The 20,886-nt window shown below is 62.8% G+C and carries 20 protein-coding genes; 13 read left to right on the plus strand and 7 right to left on the minus strand.

The annotated features are described in order from the left end of the window. Positions 1-193: 193 nt before the first annotated feature. Positions 194-2,974 carry an alanine--tRNA ligase gene (gene alaS / locus ACYQ14_RS10195; RefSeq protein ID WP_459887710.1) on the plus strand — a complete coding sequence of 927 codons (2,781 nt, stop codon included), beginning with the start codon at positions 194-196 and terminating at the stop codon, positions 2,972-2,974. 24 nt (positions 2,975-2,998) lie between these two features. On the opposite strand, the gene ACYQ14_RS10200 is transcribed toward alaS, so the two are convergent. Beyond that, complete coding sequence (locus tag ACYQ14_RS10200) at positions 2,999-4,162, minus strand: HD domain-containing protein (protein ID WP_459887713.1); 1,164 nt, start codon at positions 4,160-4,162, stop codon at positions 2,999-3,001. Between the two features lie 152 nt (positions 4,163-4,314). Here ACYQ14_RS10200 and rio1 point away from each other — a divergent pair, with 152 nt between their 5' ends. Next, the gene (gene rio1 / locus ACYQ14_RS10205) at positions 4,315-5,178 is read left to right on the plus strand and encodes a serine/threonine-protein kinase Rio1 (protein WP_459887715.1); all 864 of its coding nucleotides are present in this window, start codon (positions 4,315-4,317) and stop codon (positions 5,176-5,178) included. Between the two features lie 61 nt (positions 5,179-5,239). Here the strand turns inward: rio1 and ACYQ14_RS10210 are convergent, their stop codons facing one another. Both ACYQ14_RS10210 and ACYQ14_RS10215 read right to left on the minus strand, forming a co-directional pair. Next, a complete protein-coding gene (locus tag ACYQ14_RS10210; protein ID WP_459887718.1) occupies positions 5,240-5,536 on the minus strand; it encodes a hypothetical protein in 297 nt (98 codons plus the stop codon). After that, positions 5,533-6,342 carry a succinylglutamate desuccinylase/aspartoacylase family protein gene (locus tag ACYQ14_RS10215; RefSeq protein WP_459887721.1) on the minus strand — a complete coding sequence of 270 codons (810 nt, stop codon included), beginning with the start codon at positions 6,340-6,342 and terminating at the stop codon, positions 5,533-5,535. Before ACYQ14_RS10215 ends, ACYQ14_RS10210 begins: the two co-directional genes overlap by 4 nt. A 411-nt stretch (positions 6,343-6,753) precedes the next feature. Between ACYQ14_RS10215 and ACYQ14_RS10220 the strand changes: the two genes are divergently transcribed. Beyond that, positions 6,754-7,962 carry a tryptophan--tRNA ligase gene (locus ACYQ14_RS10220; protein ID WP_459887724.1) on the plus strand — a complete coding sequence of 403 codons (1,209 nt, stop codon included), beginning with the start codon at positions 6,754-6,756 and terminating at the stop codon, positions 7,960-7,962. A gap of 116 nt (positions 7,963-8,078) precedes the next feature. On the opposite strand, the gene ACYQ14_RS10225 is transcribed toward ACYQ14_RS10220, so the two are convergent. After that, a complete protein-coding gene (locus ACYQ14_RS10225; protein ID WP_459887726.1) occupies positions 8,079-8,483 on the minus strand; it encodes a hypothetical protein in 405 nt (134 codons plus the stop codon). Between the two features lie 291 nt (positions 8,484-8,774). On the opposite strand from ACYQ14_RS10225, the gene ACYQ14_RS10230 reads away from it, so the two are divergent. Continuing rightward, positions 8,775-9,278 carry a metallophosphoesterase family protein gene (locus tag ACYQ14_RS10230; RefSeq protein WP_459887729.1) on the plus strand — a complete coding sequence of 168 codons (504 nt, stop codon included), beginning with the start codon at positions 8,775-8,777 and terminating at the stop codon, positions 9,276-9,278. A gap of 86 nt (positions 9,279-9,364) precedes the next feature. Further along, entirely contained in the window at positions 9,365-9,625 is a 261-nt protein-coding gene (locus ACYQ14_RS10235; RefSeq protein WP_459887732.1) for a bacteriophage holin, read from the plus strand. 37 nt (positions 9,626-9,662) lie between these two features. On the opposite strand, the gene ACYQ14_RS10240 is transcribed toward ACYQ14_RS10235, so the two are convergent. Both ACYQ14_RS10240 and ACYQ14_RS10245 read right to left on the minus strand, forming a co-directional pair. Then, positions 9,663-10,313: an HAD family hydrolase gene (locus tag ACYQ14_RS10240; RefSeq protein WP_459887735.1), complete on the minus strand. Its 651-nt coding sequence runs from the start codon at positions 10,311-10,313 to the stop codon at positions 9,663-9,665. Positions 10,314-10,377: 64 nt separating this feature from the next. Beyond that, a complete protein-coding gene (locus ACYQ14_RS10245) occupies positions 10,378-10,986 on the minus strand; it encodes a DJ-1/PfpI family protein (RefSeq protein ID WP_459887738.1) in 609 nt (202 codons plus the stop codon). Positions 10,987-11,338: 352 nt separating this feature from the next. Between ACYQ14_RS10245 and ACYQ14_RS10250 the strand changes: the two genes are divergently transcribed. After that, the gene (locus ACYQ14_RS10250) at positions 11,339-12,793 is read left to right on the plus strand and encodes a sodium/proline symporter (RefSeq protein ID WP_459887741.1); all 1,455 of its coding nucleotides are present in this window, start codon (positions 11,339-11,341) and stop codon (positions 12,791-12,793) included. A 51-nt stretch (positions 12,794-12,844) separates the two neighbouring features. Here ACYQ14_RS10250 and ACYQ14_RS10255 read toward each other — a convergent pair whose 3' ends face one another. Further along, the gene (locus ACYQ14_RS10255; RefSeq protein ID WP_459887744.1) at positions 12,845-13,582 is read right to left on the minus strand and encodes a helix-turn-helix domain-containing protein; all 738 of its coding nucleotides are present in this window, start codon (positions 13,580-13,582) and stop codon (positions 12,845-12,847) included. A gap of 248 nt (positions 13,583-13,830) precedes the next feature. Between ACYQ14_RS10255 and ACYQ14_RS10260 the strand changes: the two genes are divergently transcribed. From ACYQ14_RS10260 to ACYQ14_RS10290, 7 genes are all read left to right on the plus strand, one after another. After that, positions 13,831-14,859, plus strand: a complete 1,029-nt coding sequence (locus ACYQ14_RS10260) for a thiamine pyrophosphate-dependent dehydrogenase E1 component subunit alpha (protein WP_459890040.1) — start codon at positions 13,831-13,833, stop codon at positions 14,857-14,859. After that, on the plus strand, positions 14,859-15,887 hold the full coding sequence (locus tag ACYQ14_RS10265; RefSeq protein ID WP_459887747.1) for an alpha-ketoacid dehydrogenase subunit beta: 1,029 nt from the start codon (positions 14,859-14,861) through the stop codon (positions 15,885-15,887). The genes ACYQ14_RS10260 and ACYQ14_RS10265 overlap by 1 nt, the downstream gene beginning before the upstream one ends. Before the next feature lie 2 nt (positions 15,888-15,889). Next, positions 15,890-16,150, plus strand: coding sequence for a lipoyl domain-containing protein (locus ACYQ14_RS10270; RefSeq protein ID WP_459887750.1), 261 nt, complete (start codon positions 15,890-15,892; stop codon positions 16,148-16,150). A gap of 36 nt (positions 16,151-16,186) precedes the next feature. Continuing rightward, positions 16,187-16,966 (plus strand): 2-oxo acid dehydrogenase subunit E2, encoded by a 780-nt coding sequence (locus tag ACYQ14_RS10275; protein ID WP_459887752.1) that lies wholly within the window; start codon positions 16,187-16,189, stop codon positions 16,964-16,966. 75 nt (positions 16,967-17,041) lie between these two features. Beyond that, complete coding sequence (locus tag ACYQ14_RS10280) at positions 17,042-17,806, plus strand: DUF91 domain-containing protein (protein ID WP_459887755.1); 765 nt, start codon at positions 17,042-17,044, stop codon at positions 17,804-17,806. A gap of 99 nt (positions 17,807-17,905) precedes the next feature. Then, positions 17,906-18,955 (plus strand): tRNA-intron lyase, encoded by a 1,050-nt coding sequence (gene endA, locus ACYQ14_RS10285; protein WP_459887758.1) that lies wholly within the window; start codon positions 17,906-17,908, stop codon positions 18,953-18,955. A gap of 294 nt (positions 18,956-19,249) precedes the next feature. Beyond that, positions 19,250-20,854 (plus strand): tryptophan--tRNA ligase, encoded by a 1,605-nt coding sequence (locus tag ACYQ14_RS10290; protein WP_459887760.1) that lies wholly within the window; start codon positions 19,250-19,252, stop codon positions 20,852-20,854. Positions 20,855-20,886 lie beyond the last annotated feature (32 nt).

Raw genomic sequence — 20,886 nt, forward strand, 5'->3', positions numbered from 1 at the left:
TTCGATATGTAAACCTCGACAAAATCAAAACCAACGGTATAATGGCTGTATCCTCTTATAAATCTATTTCAATCCTCGGATAATTGATGATGATTTCCACCCAAAATTCTGATGGGAGTTATCGTCTTGCGATTATTTCTCCAATACACGTTGCGGAACTGTTTTAGGGTTTCCAGAGCCAAACACACGTAGAATGAGCGAACTGGAGGAAGAATACCGCCTCGAGTACTTCGAGGAGGAAGGCTTCGAGCGGAAGGCGTGCTCGGAGTGTGGCGCGCACTTCTGGACGCGCGATCACGACCGGGAGACCTGCGGGGAGCCCCCGTGTGCCGAGTACGACTTCATCGAGAGCCCTGGGTTCGACCGGGAATACACCCTCGAGGAGATGCGCGAGGCGTTTCTGTCCTTTTTCGAGGAGAACGATCACGAACGCATCGAGCCGTACCCGGTCGCGGCGAACCGCTGGCGCGACGACGTGTTGTTGACCCAGGCATCGATCTACGACTTCCAGCCGCTGGTCACCAGCGGCCAGACGCCGCCGCCGGCGAACCCGCTGACGATTTCACAGCCCTGTATTCGGATGCAGGATATCGACAACGTCGGGAAGACCGGTCGTCACACGATGGCCTTCGAGATGATGGCCCACCACGCGTTCAACGCGCGCGAAGATATCGACGACCCCGACCAGTACGCCTACCAGGGCGAGGTCTACTGGAAGGATCAAACTGTCCAATATTGCGACGAACTGCTCGAGTCGATGGGCGCGGACATCGAGGACGTCACCTACATCGAGGATCCCTGGGTCGGCGGCGGCAACGCCGGGCCCGCAATCGAGGTCATCTACCGCGGTCTCGAGCTGGCGACGCTGGTCTTCATGTGCATGGAGCAAGACCCCGACGGCGAGTACGAGCTCAAAGACGGGAACCGCTACTCCTACATGGACACCTACGTCGTCGATACGGGCTACGGCCTCGAACGCTGGACCTGGATGAGCCAGGGGACCCCGACCGTCTACCAGTCGATCTACCCCGAGATGATCGACTTCCTGAAGGAGAATGCAGGGCTCGAACACTCCGAGCGCGAGGAGGAGATTATCTCCCGCGCCTCGCGGCTCTCGGGCCAACTCGACATTGACGATGTCGACGACGTCGAAGCGGCCAGAGACGACATCGCCGAGGCACTCGACATTCCGACCGAGGAGCTTCGAGACCTCCTAGAGCCCCTCGAGTCGATCTACGCCATCGCCGACCACTGTCGGACACTCGCGTACATGCTTGGCGACGGCATCGTCCCCTCGAACGTCGGCACGGGCTATCTTACTCGGATGGTGCTTCGCCGAACGAAGCGGCTCTGTGACACCGTCGGCGTCGACGCGCCGCTGGACGAACTCGTCGACATGCAGGCAGAACGCCTCGAGTACGAAAACCGCGACATTATCCGCGACATCGTCCGTACTGAAGTCGAAAAGTACCGCGAAACCTTAGAGCGCGGCGGTCGTCGCGTCGAAACGCTCGCCGAGGAGTACGCGAAGAAAGGCGAGCCGATCCCGACAGAGGAACTCATCGAACTCTACGATTCCCACGGCATCCAGCCCGACATGGTCGAGGAGATCGCCGAGGAAGCCGGAGCCGAGGTCGACGTGCCGGACGACTTCTACAGCCTCGTCGCGGACCGCCACGACACCGTCGAGGCGCTCGAGGAGGGTGGCGACGACGAGGATGCCCGCTCCGGGGATCTCCCGGAGACGGAGAAACTTTACTACGACGACCAGGAGCGGACCCAGTTCGAGGCCGTCGTACTGGACGTCTTCGAGCGCGAGGAGGGCTATGATGTCGTGCTCGACCAGACGATGTTTTACCCCGAGGGCGGCGGACAGCCGGCCGATACGGGGACGATTTCGACCGAGGACGCCACCGTCGAGGTACGAGACGTGCAGGTCGAAGACGGCGTCATCTTCCACCGGACCGACGAGCGGCCCGGCAAAGGCGAGTTCGTCAACGGTCAGGTAGACGGTCCCCGTCGGCGACAGCTCATGCGCCAGCACACGGCGACCCACATCGTCGTCCACGCCGCCAGACGGGTACTCGGCGAGCACATCCGCCAGGCGGGTGCCCAGAAAGGCGTCGACTCCTCCCGGATCGACGTTCGTCACTACGACCGAATCGGTCGCGAGGAGGTCAAACGGATCGAACACCTCGCGAACGAGATGGTGATGGACAATCTTCCGGTCACCCAGGAGTGGCCCCACCGAAACGAGGCCGAGGCCGAACACGGCTTCGACCTCTACCAGGGCGGCATTCCGCCGGGAACGAATATCCGCCTGATTCAGGTCGGCGAAGACATTCAGGCCTGCGGCGGAACCCACGTCGCCAGAACCGGTGATATCGGGACGATCAAAGTTCTCAACACCGAGCGAGTTCAGGACGGCGTCGAACGACTCGTCTTCGCCGCTGGCGAGGCGGCGATCGACTCGACCCAACGGAAAGAGGACGCGCTCTACGAAGCGGCCGAAACGCTCGACGTGACTCCACAGAATGTTCCCGATACCGCAGCACGGTTCTTCACGGAATGGAAAGATCGCGGCAAACAGATCGAGGACTTAACAGAGCAGTTAGCCGCGGCCCGCGCCGGCGGCGGTGGCGGCGGCGAGGAAGTCGAAATCGGCGAGACGACGGCGGTCGTCCAGCGCATCGACGCGGACATGGACGAACTCCGGGCCACGGCGAACGCCCTCGTCGAGGACGGGACGGTCGCCGTCCTCGGATCGGGTGCGAGCGGGGCGCAGTTCGTTGTCGCCGTTCCCGACGACACCGAGGTCAACGCCGGCGAAGTCGTCGGCGAGCTCGCAAGCAAAGTCGGCGGTGGCGGCGGCGGTCCGCCCGACTTCGCACAGGGAGGGGGACCAAACGAAGACGATCTCGACGACGCGCTCGAGGACGCGCCGGACGTCCTGCGGCAAGTGCTCAACGCCTGAGGTCCGATTCTTCTCGTCGCTGTGTTATTCTGCCAACTCGAGCAGGTCCGTCGCCGCGTCCTGAACCGTATCAGCGTGCGCTTCGGGCGTGTAGACGCCGAGTCGCCACTGGGCGCGCTGGGCCGCCTGCAGTCCTTGCACCAGCGGCGACTGTTCGTGGAGCCGCCGAACGTCGCCGTTGACGACCACACGCGAGTGGGTCTCGGGCATGCTCGGCCGGCCGGGGCAGTCGATGATGACGTCGCCTTCTTCGAGATCGAGGGCATCTTCGAGGTCGGCCTCGAGCTCCCTGCGCTCCTCGTGATCGGCCCCGAGCACCCATTCGGGCACCTCCTCGAGTTCCGTCCAGACGGCGCGTTTGTACAGTCTGCGTTCGGCGAGCCGAGCCGCCACTGGCGCGGTCGTCTCGAACTCCCGGAGCGCCGCCAGCAGTTGGGCGTCAGTCATCCGGGCGAACTCCTCGACGCCGACGTCGGTGCCGTCGAGTAGCTGTTCGCTCGCGCGCTCGAGAAGCGAGCCGGCGATGCGGGAGACGTGGTGGCGGTAGACGGTCGCGTTCATCAGCGCGCGGGCGACGAGCAGACTCTCGGCGGTGGCGACGTTGCCCTCCGCCAGCGCGAGGTCGCCGTCGACGAACTGGAGGACGCGGACGAGCCGACCGGGATCGACGGTGCCGTAGGGAACGCCCGTGTGGTGGGCATCGCGCACGAGGTAGTCCATTCGATCAACGTCGAGATCGCTCGAGACGAGCTGGCCGAGTTTCCCCTCGCCGGCGATCAGATCGGCGACCATGCCAGTGTCGAGGCCGTGAGACTCGAGCACGCTCGCGAGTTCACCGTCGGCCAGCAAGTGGTCGATGTCGTCGTGGTGGCGACCGAGTCGGCGCTCGATGATCCGCTCGGTCTGGTGGCCGTAGGGGCCGTGACCGACGTCGTGGAGCAAGGCCGCCGCGCGGACGGCCTCCGCGCGAGCGCCAGTGATCTCGAGGTGCTCGAGGGCCTGTCGCGCGAGGTGGTAGACGCCGAGACTGTGCTCGAACCGGGTGTGGTTCGCGGAGGGGTAGACGAGCCTGACCGTCGAGAGCTGTTTGACGTGTCGGAGTCGCTGCATCGCCGTCGTGTCCAGGAGGTCGCGGGCGACGCCGTCGACCTCGATGTAGTCGTGGACGGCGTCTTTGATCGCGTTCATACTCGTTCTATCCGGTGGGTGTGTCAAAACCGATACGGTGTCGTGCTCGTCGTCTCGAGGAAAAATCGCGTTCGTCGCGTGACAGGTTACCTGAGAGTCGCCGGTGAACGATACCCGGTACTTTACCCGCGTGGGCGACAATCACACAGTAGATGGAAACGGAGTACGGATTGGTAGACAGCGAGGCCGTCGAGACACCGGGGGACGAGTGGGAGGAGATCGATGTCTCGGACACCGAAGCCGATCGAATCGCCCGAAAGCGCGACCGCGAGTTCGAGCAGTTCGAAGAGCGGATCAAGGACGCCGACCAGTTCAAGGTCGAGCAGTCGGTGTTCGACGACGCGACGTTCGCGGCCCTGTACAAACTCGTCCAGGACAGTCACGTCGAAGCCTTCGGCGGCCCGCTCTCGACCGGCAAGGAGGCGAACGTCTACCACGCGCTGGGAGACGACCGCGAAGTCGCGGTGAAGATCTATCGCATCAACTCGTCGAATTTCAGACAGATGCGCGAGTACCTTGAGGGCGACCCGCGATTTGAGGGTCTGGGCGGGAAGAAAAAGGACGTCGTCCTCGCGTGGGTCAAAAAGGAGTACGCGAACCTAATGCGGGCCCAGAAGGCGGGTATTAGAGTTCCCGAACCGATCGCGACCGAACGGAACGTCCTCGTGATGGAGTACATCGGCGACGAGGATGGCCGGGCCAAGCGACTGGGCGAGGTTCAGATCGAGAACCCCCAGACGGCCTACGAAGTGGTTCGCGAGTACATGCGCCGACTCTACTCGGCGGGGCTGATCCACGGCGACCTGAGTGAGTACAACATCGTCTTCGACGAGGGCCAACTCGTCGTCATCGACCTCGGACAGGCGGTCACGGTCCACCACCCTAACAGTCGGACCTTTCTGGAACGCGATTGCCGAAACATCGCGAACTACTTCTCCAGAGAAGGGTTCGAGGTCACCGAGGACGAGGTCCTCGAGTTCGTGACCGACCCCGACCCCGATCCCTCGAGAAGCTGATCTCGGCGATTCTCGAGTGCGGATACCATACCGAACTCACTGTTCTCACCCGGTACTTTGCCTACCCTTCGTTCGACCGTTCGTCCTGCCACGCTTCGTAGCCGTAGCCGACGACGGTCGCGAGTCCGAAACTCCCCGCGAGGAACGGTGCCCAGTAGACCCAGAACTCGTAGCGCGGAGCGATGGCGTTGCCGATCACCGTTCCGATTACGAAGATCAGATATCCCGGAAGTGCGAGCGGTGACATCCACGACGAGCGAAGCCATCCCAGCGCGAACGGCACTACAAGAAACGCGTACGTTGCCAGCGTCACAGGACTGGCGAGGACACGTCGAATCGGCGGACGCGGAACGGTCATTCGTCACCCTCCGTCTCGAGCAGGCCGTGTAACTCGAGGACTTTCGCGGCCCCGAACCGAGTGTGGCGGTTCATCGCGTCCTCGTCGAGCACGAACGAGGTCGACTCGAGCAGGTAACTCGTCGAGCCGAGCTCGCGGTTGGCGGCCTGGAAGAGAAGCGGCCCGTTGATGTCGCTCGTAGTGGACCGGAATCGGTGGAGCGGCATGTACCAGGGAATCACCTCATCGTTGAGCGCGTCTGCGAGGGCGGAGCCACGAGCGTCCGGCGAGTGAAAGACGATCTGCCCGACGTACTGGTGGTGGACGCCGTAGATGCCGAGCGACCGGTGGAGATCGAGGACGACGTCGGGATCGTAGCGCTCGAGGGCGTTCCAGACGCCGCGCGCGAGTTCGCTTTGGGGTTCGCCTCCCGGCGGAAAGTGCCGATTCAGATCGCCGTCGATCCCCTCCCGCTCTCCGTTCTCGACCGCAACGCGGTCCGTTTCGGGGACGACGACGAGCGTGCCCGCGTCCGGTTGCCAGTCAGTCATCTCGTGGGCGACGCTGATCCCGTTTTGCTCGTCGCCGTGAATTCCGCCGAAAACCATCGCTGTGGGTCCGCTTTCGGGCGCGTCGATCTCGTACAGCGTGGTCTCGTGGACCGTTTCCTCGAGAATCCGCACCGAGCGCCGATCGGTGTCACCCGGCTCGTCGGTTCGGCGCGCTGTTGCAACCGTCTCGCCGCCGGTACTCGGCCGGGAGAGGGTGCCAGTGGCGATCGCACCGGCGGTGACACAGCCTGTGGCGAGGACGTTTCGTCGCTTCATCATTTGATGTCTCCATGTTCCCCGTTATGCACCTTACTATCGAGCGATAGAGTCTGGAATGATTGACAGGATGGTGCGACTCGGCGGTGCCCGATCCGAAACGGCGTGGTACGGGGGCGGTCTCTCGGCTCGCTCGGCTTGGTATCCCGGTTCGCTCGGCTTGGTATTCTCGGCTCACTCGAGGCACTCGTCGTCGAACCCCCGAAACGCTCTTTGCGGTGTCGCGGATAGAAGCAGTCGATGATCGCCGCTCTCGTCTGGCGCTGGCACTCGTCCTCGAGAGCGCATAGTCTCGCCGTTCCCGGCGACGCGGCCTAACCCGTCTCCGGGGCGACGGTCGCTCCCTCCGCTCGTTCTGTCCTTGTCCCGACTCGAGCCACCGCCAAACGCCACTGTGATACCCAGTAACGAATGCCGAATCCAAACGACGCTACAGACGAACGCACCGACGAAGAATCGACCGAACGCGACGAGTTCACCGTCACGCCCTACGCCGTCGAGGGCGAGATCGACTACGAGAAGCTCCTCGAGCGCTTCGGAGCCGACCCGTTGACGGACGAACAGATTGCCCGGCTTCCGGATCACCCGATGTTGCGACGCCGGACGTTCTACGCCGGCCGAGACGTCGACCGATACCTCGAGGCGGTCGAATCAGGCGGATCGCACTCGATCGTCACGGGGAGGGGACCGTCGGGTCCGATGCACCTTGGACACGTCCTCCCGCTGTATCTTGCGAAACGCTTCCAGCAAGAGACCGGAGCGACGGTCTACATCCCGCTTTCGGACGACGAGAAGTTCCTTACGAAGGACCAATCGTTCGACGAAATTGGCGAGCACACCCGCGCGAACCTCCGTGACGTTCTCGCCGTCGGCTTCGATCCGGATCGAACGAGAATCATCGTAGATACCGCCGAGGCCGACGTGATCTACCCGATTGCGGTTCGGCTCGCGAAACACCTCACGCCGGCGACGGTCGAAGCCGTCTACGGCGAACAGGAAACCGTCGGCTTGCAGTTTTACCCTGCCGTCCAGGCGACCCATCTTCTACTGCCCCAACTCGTCGCGGGACGCCAGCCGACGCTCGTTCCGATCGCGATCGATCAGGATCCACACGTTCGGGTCTGTCGAGACGTGGCGGCCAAGGAAGCGTTGCCCGTCGACAAACCAGGGGCGTTGCTCGGGCGCTTCCTCCCGAGCCTCGAGGGACCGGGGAAGATGAGTTCCTCCGGCGACGCACCGTCGATCGAGCTCACGGCCGATGCCGAAACGGTCGCCGAGACGATCCGGACGCACGCCTACACCGGCGGCCAACCGTCGCTCGAGGAACACCGCGAGCGCGGCGGCGATCCGTCCGTCGACGTCCCGTTCCAGTACCTGCGATTCTTCTTCGAAGCCGCCGACGAGGAACTCGAGCGCATTGCACGCCAGTATCGCGACGGCGAGTTACTCAGCGGTGAACTCAAAGAGATCGCGATCGATCGGATCACCGACTTCCTGGCCGCCCACCAGCGCCGGCGCTCGGAACTGGGTTCGCTTGCTGGCGAACTCGAGCCTTACCGGCTCACGCAGGCAGAGCGAACGCGAGCGCTCGAGGCGGCCGGCGTTCCACATCTCCCCTAGATTTCGCCTCGAGTCGACTTCGAGTTATTTTGATCGTTCCCGCTGCCCGCTACTGGTCGGTGACAGTCACGGCGAAGAACGTGGGACGGCCGTGCAAGCGAGTAACTTGGCTTTATTCATTCGGGCATCATCAGCGTGTGTTCGTCGTTCGACTGTATGTGAACGGACGCCTCGTCGATCTGTTGCTCGTGGTACTCTTCCATCTGATCCATCGCGTAGCACGCCGTGCTCGAGGCGGCCCAGCCCGACGCGACCACCTTGGTGGATATCGGGATGCCGTCCTCCATCGACGCGGCGGTCAGGATCGGGAACACGACCTGGTTCGTGAACTCGCAGGCGGGGCCGCTCCGTCCGACAGTCTCCGAATACTGGTAACCCTCCTCCGCTTGGCACTGCCAGTCGCGCTCACCACAGGTATCGTTCCCCGAACACTGCCAGTCGCGTTCACCGCAGGTGTCCCGTGCGGTGGTGGTTCCAACAAACGTGAGCGATGCTACGCCCGCACCGAGCGATGTTAGCATGCGTCGCCGTCTCATTGCAGTACAATATATCTCTTCCTAGAATATAATTTTTACCTCTATGAGCGGATGCGAGAAAATATAGTTATGAAGTACATGCTAGCCTTTACGGAACGATGTCCGGCTCTGGAGGAACCATGGATGGCTTTGAAGGTACGATATCCGCCCGGGGACGAAGGTACCACAGAAACGTGACGAGTGCATTCTCGATTCGTCACAAAACAGCAGACGATGTCGAAACAAGCGGTTGAGCATTCCCGAATCGATTAGTTCCTCGCACTCCCGTGATCACGTATGCACGTTGGGATCATCGCGGATACCCACGACAACGTTCCGGCGGTCGAACGAGCGACCGAACTATTCGAGGAGGAGGGCGTCGAAATCGTGGTCCACTGCGGGGATTTCGTCGCCCCGCTCGTTCCCCCGTACTTTTCGGAATTCGAACTGCACGGCGTTCTCGGGAACAACGACGGCGACGCTGCGAATCTACAGTCGGTCTTTGACTCCCTGGGCGGCGAGAGCGAACTGCACGGCCGCTTTGCCTCCCTCGAGTTCGACGGCCTCTCGCTGGCGGTGCTCCACGGAGAGTCACTCGAGGAAGTTCGTGCCGTCGCGAGCGCTGAGACCTACGATTACGTTTGCTATGGCCACCACCACGCTCGAGAACACTCGGAAGAAGGCCGTACGACGGTGATAAACCCCGGTGCTCACTTCCCGCCGACGCCCGACGACGACCGGACGGTGGCGATTTTGGACACGCGCTCGGAGTCGGTTCGATTTCGGTCGGTCCTCGAGTAGCGTGCTGGTGAATCGTCTTTGAGGTGACCACTGTTACGCACAGGCAAGTGAAACCGATAAGGACCGCATCGAGGTAGCCGCCGCCGATGACAGCGCGCTCATCGAAACGACTGGATCCGGTCGCGCTCGGATTCGCGGTCGCAACGCTCTGGTCGATCACCGTCGCGGGCCTCGGGCTCACGTCCCAGGTCGGCTACGGCCAACGCTGGCGAACGCTTCTGGGCGAAATCTATCCCGGCTTCGAGCCCGACGAAGGCGGACTCGGTGCCGGAATCGTCTGGGGAACCCTCGACGGATTGTTCGTGGGAGTGGTGCTGGGCTGGCTTTACAACCTGTTCAGGCGCTAACTAGTCGAATGTGGCGGTCGTCGAAGAGACCGAAATCTCACTCGAGGTGCTCGAGTACCGTCTTTCGAAGCCCCTCCGGCGTCTCGACGATCGCGTCGGCGGGCGAGAGATCGAGTCCCGTGTGGGCGTCGATCCGGTAGGCGATAGTGGTTGTTCCGGCTCGAGAAGCCGACCGGACGCCGTTTTCGGAGTCTTCGACGGCGACGCAGTGTTCGGGTTCGTGGCCGACCTCATCCGCTGCCTGCTCGAAGATGTACGGATGCGGTTTGCCGGGTCCCTCGATATCCTCGCCGCTGACGATTTCGTCGAACCGGCCCTCGAGGTCGAACCGTTCGAAGACGATTTCGATCCAGTCGTGGGGCGAAGAGGTGACCAGTGCGACGGTCGCGCCGCGGTCGTGAAGCTCGTCGAGATGGTCGTGAAAGCCCGGCAGGAGCGAGACGTGTTCGTTGTAGATCTCTTGAGCCGTCTCTGCGAAGATGTCGATGAACCGCTCTCGAGAAATCGCGGTCTCGTAGTTCGACTCGAGGTACTCGTAGGTTTCCCGGTAGTTCATTCCCGAGATCTCGGCGACCGGCACGTCCTCGTCCGGAACGGTCGTCGGAAGAATGTGTTCTCGTTGTCGTTCGACCCAGTAATCCTCCGAATCGATAATAACGCCGTCCATGTCGAAGAGTACAGCAGCCATTTGGAGTCGTCTCGAGGTTCGCCCGCCGGACGGATAGCCGTTATCCCATTAGCTGATTGCGCGTCTATCGATTTTCCGGCTCTCGGTGCACTGTTCCCTGTCGCTCGTGTTCTAGGACCTCGGCCGCCGAGTCGGCAACGTCCTCGCCGAACTCCCGCTCGAGGAGCCACAGCGCCAGATCGATCCCCGACGTGACGCCGCCGGCCGTGAGGATATCGCCGTCGTCGACGACCCGCGAATCGACCGCGTCGGCGTACTCGGCGAGGTCGTCGAGTGCGGTGTGATGGGTCGTCGCGGGTCGGTCCTCGAGAATTCCCGCCTCAGCGAGGACCATCGCGCCCGTACAGACGGAGGCTATCGTCGTTCCGTCCGCGTGCAGTTCGGTGACGGCGTCCGGGAGCCGACCCTCGTCGACGACCCGTCTGACGCCTCCGTCCTCGCTCGACCAACCGCCGCCGGGGACGACGAGCAAGTCGGGTTCGTCGAGCACTCCGTCGGGTTCGACGCGCATGCCGTGGCTCGCCCGAACGTGATCTGTTTGCTCGAGCGTGACGAAACTGGTCTCGAGGGGTGCACCTGCTTGCCGGCCGTAATCGAACACCTCGTAGGGGCCGACGGCGTCGAGTTCGTCGAAGCCGTCGAAGAGAGGGATTTCGACGGTAGTCGTGGTCATGGTGTAATTTAGGTAGGTGTTATTGTCAACGTTGGTATTTGGAACCCATACCGGATCGAAGTAGACAACCGCGTACTTCTTTGGTTCTCTCTGATGAGTTCGTGAACCGTTCGACCCAACGGGTGATACAGTGTGGATGTCCCCGCCCATGACAGGGAAAACAGTTATACCGTACGACTTACCATTGAAAGTGAAGGTTGTCTACGATTCACAATGACAGAGACATCATTACCGATCGGAACGGTGGTAGCGCTCGCGGTCATGGTTGGCGTTCCACTCGTCTCGTACGTACTGTATCGAATTGATAAGCGACGAGGGGACGGTCACGTAACCGTCCTGGGGCGTCGATAGCATGGTTTCGACGATCCAACTGACGTTCGGGGCGTATCTCCTCGTTCTGATCGCGATCGGACTCTATTTTTTCCTCACGACGGAGACCAAGCGGCTATCGGACTATCTTCTCGCAGGACGGGATGTCGGGACGTGGCCGATCGCCATTTCGGAGGTCGCTTCCGTCGCGAGCGGCTGGACGTTCTTCGCGTGGGTCGGCGTCGGATTCACGACCGGCATTAGCGGGCTCTGGTTCTCGCTCACGATGATCCTGCTCGTGTTGTTTATGTACCGGTACGTCGCGTCCCCGTTCCGACGACACTCGGAGCAACTCGAGAGCTACACCGTGGTCGACCACATTTCAGTGTATTTCGAAGACGACCGGCTGGGTCCGGCGATTCGAATCGTCGCGACGCTCGCGGTCGTCGTCTTCATGGTGTCGTACGTCGGTTCCCAAATCATTGCCGTCGGCGAAGCGATGGACACCGGGATCGGCATCGACTACGGTTGGGCGGTTCTCCTCGGTGGAATCGCAGTTGGCCTTTATACGATTCTCGGCGGATTCAACGCCTCGATCTGGACCGACGTCTTTCAGGGGGTGTTGATCTTCGTCGCAGCGGTGGCACTTCCCATCCTCATGGTGCTGGAGGTCGGTGGCTGGAGTGCGTTCCTCACCGAAGCCAACGCGACCGATCCGAACCTGCTCTCGATGACTGCCGGCGATGCGGGGACCGGACTCGCGATCGCCGTTCTCGCCTGGGTTACATTCGCGATGGGGACGCTCGGGCAACCCCAATCGCTGATGCGGTATCAGGCGATTCGATCCGAACGGATCGTCAGCGCGGCGTCGGTGATCGCCATCACCTTCCAGGCGTTGCGCCTTACCGTCCCGCTCATCATCGGTATCGCCGGCCGGATTCTCTACGACGGACTCGAGGCCGGAGAAGCAGAGAACGTCGCGATGATCGCTATCGTCGACCTGTTCCCTGCCTTGATCGCCGGTATCTTGCTCGCTGCGATCGTCTCAGCGATCCTCTCGACATCGGATTCGATGTTGATCGTGACCTCCTCCGACGTCACTCGGTTCTACGAGAAGTATGTCAACCCTGGAGCGACCGATCGCGAACTGATCCTCTTCGGACGCGGTGTCGTCGCCGTCGTCGCAGTGTTCGGCGTCGTACTGGCGTACGTTCGTCCGGGAACTATCTTCGAGATAATCGAGTTCGCCTACGTCGGACTCGGCGTTACCTTCGGACTCCCGCTGGTCTTCATCCTCTTCTGGAAGAAGACCACGCCGGAAGCGGCCCTCGCCGGGCTTCTCGTCGGACTCGGTAGTTCGATCGGAAACCTCTATCTCGCACCGGATCTGTTTCCGATCTTTCCGTGGCCGCTGACGATCGCAGCGATCGTCGCCGTCGGATATGCGACGGCTGAAGCGACGACTACCACACCCGTCGCCGCGGAAGAACCGTCGTAGACAGCGCTCTCGTTTTCCCGAGTGAGGTAGCCGAGTGACCCCGAAGACTGGTCAGGGATCGAGCAGTTTCGACTCCGCCTTGCGCAAGTGCTCGAGCAGTGTCGATTTTGAGATACCGAGGTCGGCCGCGAGCTCGCGGGTCGTCGCTTCCCGGGGCCACTCGTAGTAGCCGACTTCGCGAGCGTGTTCGAACACCTCGCGCTGGGTCGTCGTCAGCGTGTCCAGTCGCCGACTACGAGGTGATTTTTGGGGGCCGTCCGAAGACGTGATCGACGCGACGCTCACCTCGGCGCCCGCCTGTTCGCGAACGCCGTCGAGCGAGGCTTCGACCTCCGAGCGATCGCCGGCGAAACAAACCTGCCACTGTTCGCGTCCGTTTTGGATGCAAACCGGGGCACTGTGAACGAACCCGTTCTCGAGAAGCACCGGACAGACCATTTCGGCTGGATCGTACTCGAGGAAAAATTCCTGAACGACGGTTCCAGGGGTATCTCGTGTGCGACCGAACCGCTGTTGCAGTTCGAAGAGCCTTCCTGCGTGATCCGAATCTCGGATCGCCTCGAGCAGGTCGTCGACTTCACCGCTCGTCTCGCCGAACGCCGTATACAGCGCCTTGACAGTCCCTGGGTTGCCACCATCGGCTCTCGGCGAATTGTAGATCGCGTGGCCCAAAACACCGCCGTCCGTCCGGTCGGTAGCCGCGATCGCCCAGCAGTTCGGGTGCCAGAGGTCGAGTGTCAGTCGTATTCCTGACGGTTCGTTTCGGTCGTTTATGCCCGCAGCGCTCATGAATACCTCTCTTTAGGCCCGTCACACAAGCTGACAGCCGCCCATGGTCGGGGTGGCCGGGCGCTGGTTGCTCGATCCGATGTATCCGTGGTGATCTTCCAACTATCGCTGGAGTGTGCTACTGACACGAGGCAGGCAATCATCGTCCCCGTATTTGGAGCGGAGCGAACCCGTGGCATAGTTATATACTTTCTCGTGTGGACGGTGACGATGGGTTTTCCATGGTGGCAGTTAGCAAGTTACAAACCATGTTCACCGACATGGTCACGGCTCGATACTATGAAGAGCGCCTTCAAGAGGAGTACCTCGAGGGAAAACAGCCGGCCTTCGACATCTCGGCCGGGCCGATCCCCGGCGAGTTACACCTCGCGGCGGGTCACGAGGCCTCGGCAGCAGGGGTCTGTCAGCACCTGCGGGATGACGACACGGTCACGGCACCGCACCGACCCCACCACATCGCCATCGCCAAGGGGGTCGATCTGAACCGGATGACGGCGGAGATTTTCGGCCGCGAAACAGGGCTCAGCAAGGGGAAAGGCGGCCACATGCACCTGTTCGACCCGGAGGTCAACTTCGCGTGTAGCGGCATCATCGCCGAGGGCTGTCCGCCCGCTGTCGGGGCCGGGCTCGCCGCAAAAAAACGCAACGAGGACAGCGTCGCGGTCGCGTTCATCGGTGAGGGCGCGGTCAGTCAGGGAGCCTTCCTCGAGTCGCTGAACCTCGCCGCGGTCCAGAACCTGCCGGTCGTCTTCGTCATCGAGGACAACGACTGGGCGATCAGCATGCCCAAAGATCGCGTGACGGACGTAGCGGACGCCTCCCAACGCGCGGGCGGCTTCGATATGCCGGGCGAGCGGGTCGACTCCGACGACGCGACTGCCATCTACGACGCCGCCAAGGAAGCGGTCGGACGGGCTCGAGACGGTAACGGTCCGACGCTACTGGAGGTGCAGGTTCACCGGCGGATGGGCCACTTTATGGGCGACCCCGAGAGCTACCGCCCCGAGGAGGACTCGGAGGCCGCGCAAAATCGCGATTCGATCGAACGGCTCGCCTCGGAGTTGCGCGCGGCGGGGGTCGAGGACGAGGAACTTGACGAACTCCGCGAGAACGCCCACGAGCGCGTCGACAACGCGATCGAGTGGGCAAAAGAACAGCCACAACCCGACCCCGAGGACGCCTACGGGGACGTCTTCGTTGGCCCGGAATCCGGCGTCACGACGACCGAGCCGACCCACAAGCTGGCAGACGAGACTCGAGCGGGAGGTGAGGACTGATGGCACAACAGGAGTCCGCACAAACGATCGACCGCGAACTAACGATGAGCAGGGCGATGGTCGAGGCGATCGCCGACGAGATGCGGGCCGACGAGGAGGTCTTCTATATGGGCGAGGACGTCGCCGACTACGGCGGCATCTTCGACAGCACGCAGGGGCTCCTCGAGGAGTTCGGCCACGACCGCATCATGGATGTGCCGATCAGCGAGACGGCCTACCTCGGTGCGGCCGTCGGGGCCGCACAAGCCGGTATGCGCCCGATAGCGGAGCTCATGTTCGCCGATTTCTTCGGCGTCGCGATGGACCAGATATACAATCAGATGGCCAAGAACACGTACATGAGCGGCTCGAGCGTGAATGTCCCGATGGTGCTGACCGCGGCCGTCGGCGGGACGTACAACGACGCCGCCCAGCACTCCCAGACGCTGTACGGTACCTTTGCGCACCTTCCGGGGATGAAAGTCGTCGTTCCCTCGACGGCCTACGACGCGAAGGGGCTGATGCACAACGCGATCCGTGACGACGATCCGGTCGTCTACATGTTCCACAAGCGACTCATGGGAATCGGTTGGATGCCCGCTCCCGACGGTCCCAAGACGCCCGTTCCCGAGGAGGAGTACACCATCCCCTTCGGGAGCGCCGATGTCAAACGCGAGGGCGAGGACGTCACCGTCGTCACGCTCGGCCTGCACGTCCACCGGGCACTCGAGGCCGCCGAAGACCTTGCAGAGGACGGCATCGACGCCGAAGTCGTTGATCTTCGAACGCTCGCTCCCGTAGACACCGAGACGATCCTCGAGTCGGTCGAGAAGACCGGCCGACTGGTCGTCGTCGACGAGGATTACCGCTCCTACGGCGTCACAAGCGAGATTGTCGCCCGCGTCGCCGAGGAGGACCTGGCCTCGCTCGAGGCCGTCGAACGGCTCGCGGTTCCGGACGTTCCGATTCCCTACGCGCGGCCGCTCGAGAACGAGGTGATTCCGGCCGCGGAGGATATCAAAGACGCCGTTCGGTCGGTCAGTTCCTAACCATGTCCGGGAACGATCGCCTCGAGATCAACACAGAAGACGTCTGGCCCGAGGACGCGGATGAAGACGAAGGGGTCGTCACCAACTGGTTTACGAGCGAGGGGAGCCGGGTCGAGGAAGGCGATACGCTCTGTGAGATTCAAGTCGAGAAGGTCAGCGTCGACGTGCCGGCACCCGTGGCGGGGACGCTCTCCGAAATCGTCCGCGACGAGGACGACGAGTTCGAGCGCGGCGAGATCTTGGCGGTGCTCAAGGCGTCCTGATCGATCACCGTGACGTTTCACCAGGCCATCAACCATATGACATCATCCACCGAAAACGGCGACTCGAGCGATACTGCGGACGATACCGGCGGTTCACAGAGCGATCCGTCGGACGGCGACCGCGCCGTCCTCGAGGAGCGCACGCTCACCGGGATGCGCCGAACGATCGCGAACCGACTCCAGGAGAGTTCACAGAACGCGGCCCACGTGACGGCGAATCGCGAAGTTGACGCCGAAGCGCTCTCGAGGGCGGCGGTGCTGGCGAGCGAGGAATCCGACGCCAACGTCTCGGTGATCGACGTCATCCTCCGCGCACTCTCGGAAACGCTCGCGGAACATCCCGGATTCAACGCGACGCTCGAGGACGGCGTCCACCGGCTATACGAGACCCAAAACGTGGGAATCGCGGTCGATATCGACGCCGGACTGGTCGCGCCCGTCCTCGACAACCTCGAGTCGAAATCGCTCGAAGAGATTGCGCTCGAGCGCCGGGAACTGACAGAAGCAGTACAGTCAGGCGATTACTCGATGTCCGACCTCCAGGGTGGGACGTTTACGGTCACGAACCTCGGCGTGCTGGGTGTCGACTCGTTCACGCCGATTATCAACCCGCCCGAGGTGGCGATTCTCGGCGTCAACCGCATTCGAGAACGGGCCCGACCGGGCGACGACGGCGTAGAATTTCGCAAGCGGATCTCGTTCGACCTGAGCTTCGACCACCGGGTCGTCGACGGTGCGGATGCGGCGCGATTCCTCGAGACGTTGTGTACGACTGTCGATGCTGCGGAGGGGTTCGTCGACGAAAAGAGTGGCTAGGCGGGTGGCTGGCGGAACGGCGCGACTGACCCTCAAGGACGAGAATTTATATACGAACCCGCGGCCAGACCGCCCATGATCGACGACGCAATCCGCGTGCTCGCGGGCGACTGTACCGTAATCACCGATGGAACGGCTCGAGAGGAGTACCGCGGCCGCGTGACCACGCTCGTCAAACCCGACAACACCGTCCTCGTCCACGATATCGACGGCTATCAGCCCGTTGCGTGGCTCACCCGCGCCGACAGCGTCTCGAGCGACCGCTCGGACGGCTTCACGCTCGTGGCGAAAAAGGACACCCAGACACTCCGAATCGCGGCTCACGAACAGGACGCATTCGCCCACTACCCGGCTTCGTCGGCTGGAACGCCGGTCGGGAGCTGTCCCGACTGCGGCGGTGCGCTCGTCCGCTCGAGCGGCGTTAACTGCGTGGACTGTGGAACCCGCTACGGCGTCCCCTCGGACGCGACCATCCGCGAGGACACCTGCGACTGCGGACTCCCCAAAATGCGGGTCGAACGCGGGCTGGCGTTCAACGTTTGCATCGATCGCCAGTGTGAGTCCCTGGACGACGCCGTTAAGGAAGCCTTCGACCGCGAGTGGGACTGTCCCGAAGCGGGCTGTGACGGGGACCTCCGAATCCTCAGACGCGGCGGCTTGCTAGCGGGCTGTGAGCACTATTCCGACTGTGACACCGGATTTCGGGTCCCCGCGGGCGTCATCGACGGCGAGTGCCGGTGCGGCCTTCCAACCTTCGGCACCGCCAGCGGAACCCGGTGTCTCGACGCGACCTGCGAGGGGATGCTTGAGCACGCACCGAAGGCCACGAGCGGCGACTAACTACCGACGACTCCCGTCTAACTAGCTCGTCGTACGGATCGCTCGGATAGCCCACCCCGGATCCACAGCCCCTTTGTGCTGGGCGGCAAAATCGCGACCATGACACTCGAGGGGCGATACGACGAGGATGCGGGCGTCGTCCGCGTCGGCGCGGACGCGCGCCAACGCTATCACGACGCGCGGGGCTACGGCTACCCGCTCGAGGGCAACGAGATCGCACTCGCGCCCGTCGAAGCGGCGCACCTGCTCTATCGCGGGGATCTCGAGGCGGTCGTCGACGACGGTCAGCGACTCGAGTTCAGGGACGTGCTCGCCCGCGAGCCCGGGACGGATTTCGGGGTTCGGTTTCTGGTCTACGCCGACCTGCGCTCTCGGGGCTTTTACCTCTCACCCGCCGAGGAGCCGTGGGTGACCGACCCGCCGGCAAGCGATTTTGCGGTATTCCCTCGCGGCAAGGGACCGAACGACGGCGAGATCGCCTACGCGCTGCAGGTGATCGGCGAGCGGACCGACATTCCGGCGGGAGCGCTCGAGGAGAGCGTCCTCGCGGTCGTCGACGAGGAGAGTGAGATCACCTACTTCGACGTGAACCCGCGAAATCCGACGGGGAGTTCCGCGACGGCCGAGCCGGACCGCGAGATCGCCGCCGACCTGCTGGCTGATCGGGTCGTTGTCTGGGAGCCCCCGGGCGACCTCTACGAACGGACGTTCTACGGCCAGCCCCTCGAGGGACGGGAGTACGACCGGCCGACGCTGCAGTGTTCCCTGCTCGAGGCCGCACACCTCGCGGATCGGGGGATTTTGGACCTCGAGCCGTCGGTCGTTCGCGAGCGGGGTCGTGAGGTCGAAGGCGAGCGCTTCGAGCGACGGCTCCGGGTGTACAAAACGCTCCGCGAGGACGGCGTGGTTCCGAAGACGGGCTACAAGTTCGGCGCGGACTTTCGGACCTACGCTGAGGTGGAGTCTGTCGACGACCTGGGCCACTCCGAACTACTGGTTCGCGTGCTTTCCGACGATCACGTCTTCGAGCCTCGAGACCTCGCATTGGACGTTCGGCTCGCCCACGGCGTCCGGAAGACGATGGTGTTCGCGCTTGTCGGCGATGATGGGAACGTAGAGTGGTGGTCGCTCGAGCGACTTACACCGTAACAATGTGCTGTAACAGACTCTCTAACTCAGGAACAGTCATCGTGCTGGCAACACTGATTTCCACATCCTCCCCAGCCGACTCGTTCGCTCGCTTGGCTCACGGCTTCGCCGTTCGCTGTTCCGCGACGCTTCGCGTCGCGCTCCGCTCATTCGTCCCTCGCACGGCTGTCGATCGCGGTTCGCAACGCGGCGAACCGCGATCGGGCGCGCGCCACTGCTAGTGTCTGGTCGATCACGCCGAGTCCTCCCGCGAAGCCGAAGCCTTTTGCGCGCTGGCGCGCCAACACGGTGATAATGACCGGAGACGATCCACTCGAGGAGCCCGGGGAACCGAGAACAGACGGCGGTGAGCGATCCTTGTCGGAGCTCCGCTCCGACGGTGGAGCCGTCGACGACGTTGCGCTGGACCCGTGGGGTTCCTCGAGCGTCTCCGACTACCGGAACCTCTTCGAGGAGTTCGGGATCGAGGAGTTCGACGAGATTCTTTCCGAAGTACCGGATCCGCACTACCTGTTGCGTCGGGGCGTTATCTTCGGCCACCGGGATTACCGGCCCGTCGCCGAGGCGATGCGAAACGACGAGCCCTTTGCGGCGCTTTCGGGATTTATGCCGACCGGCGACCCTCACATCGGGCACAAGCTGGTGTTCGACGAGATCATCTGGCACCAACAACAGGGGGCGGACGCGTTTGGGCTCATCGCGGATCTCGAGGCCCACTCCGCGCGCGGGTTGACCTGGGATGAGATCGACGAGCACAGCCGGAACTACCTCCTCTCCTTGCTCGCGCTCGGCTTCGATCCCGAGGAGGGCGAACTCTACCGTCAGTCGACCAACCGAGAGGTGCAGGACCTTGCGTTCGAACTCGGCGCGGAGGCCAACTTCTCCGAGTTCGAGGCCATCTACGGCTTCGACGGCGAAACCGACGTCTCGCACATGCAAAGCGTCGTCACCCAGATGGCCGATATCCTCTACCCGCAACTCGAGGAGCCAAAGCCGACCGTCATCCCCGTCGGCCCGGACCAGGACCCACACGTCAGGCTCGCGCGGGATCTCGCCGAACGAATGCGGTTTTTCAAGGTCTCGAAGGCCTACGCGAGCTTCGAACTCGACGACGAGGAACGCGAACTGGTTGCCGACTTCTACGACCGCCTCGAGCCCGAGGAGTTCGACGACGATACGCTTCGCTGCGTTCACGTCGCCGAGTTCCTCGAGCGGACGCCGCTCGAGGAACTCGACGTTCCGGCCGACACCCTCGGCTCGGTCGTCCAAAAGCTGACCGAGGCCGGAAAGGAACCGATCCGGCCGCGAACGCGGTTTTTCAACCGTCGGGCGACCGAAGACGCCTTCGAGGCGCTCATCGAGGCTATCGAGGGCGAAAAGCGGGTCTACGAGAGTCATATCGACGCCTTCGATCTCGATCTCGAGGAAGCGAAAGCCCTCGCCACGGAGGTCGAAGTCGACAACGGCGGCTACGGCTTCCTGCCGCCGTCGTCGATCTACCACCGATTCATGACGGGCTTGACGGGCGGGAAGATGTCCTCGTCGATCGAGGCCTCCCACATTTCCCTGCTCGACGATCCAGAGGAGGGCTACGATAAGGTCAAATCGGCGACGACGGGTGGCCGCGAGACGGCCGAAAAACAGCGCGAACTTGGCGGGAAAGCCGACGAGTGTCCCGTTTACGAGCTGTACGCATACCTGCTCGCGGGCGACGACGACGAGTTCGCAAAGGAAGTTTACGACGAGTGCGTCGGCGGCGAGCGACTCTGTGGCGGCTGCAAGGAACAGGCCGCCGAACTGATGCGGGAGTTCCTCGCGGACCATCAGGAAAAACGCGAGGAAGTCGAAGACTTGCTCGAGGAGGCCGACATTGAACTCGATTCGCCGCGGCGCGGATAGATGTCGGATCGTCGGTGACGGGGATCTCATCG

Source organism: Halostagnicola bangensis, from assembly GCF_054653435.1.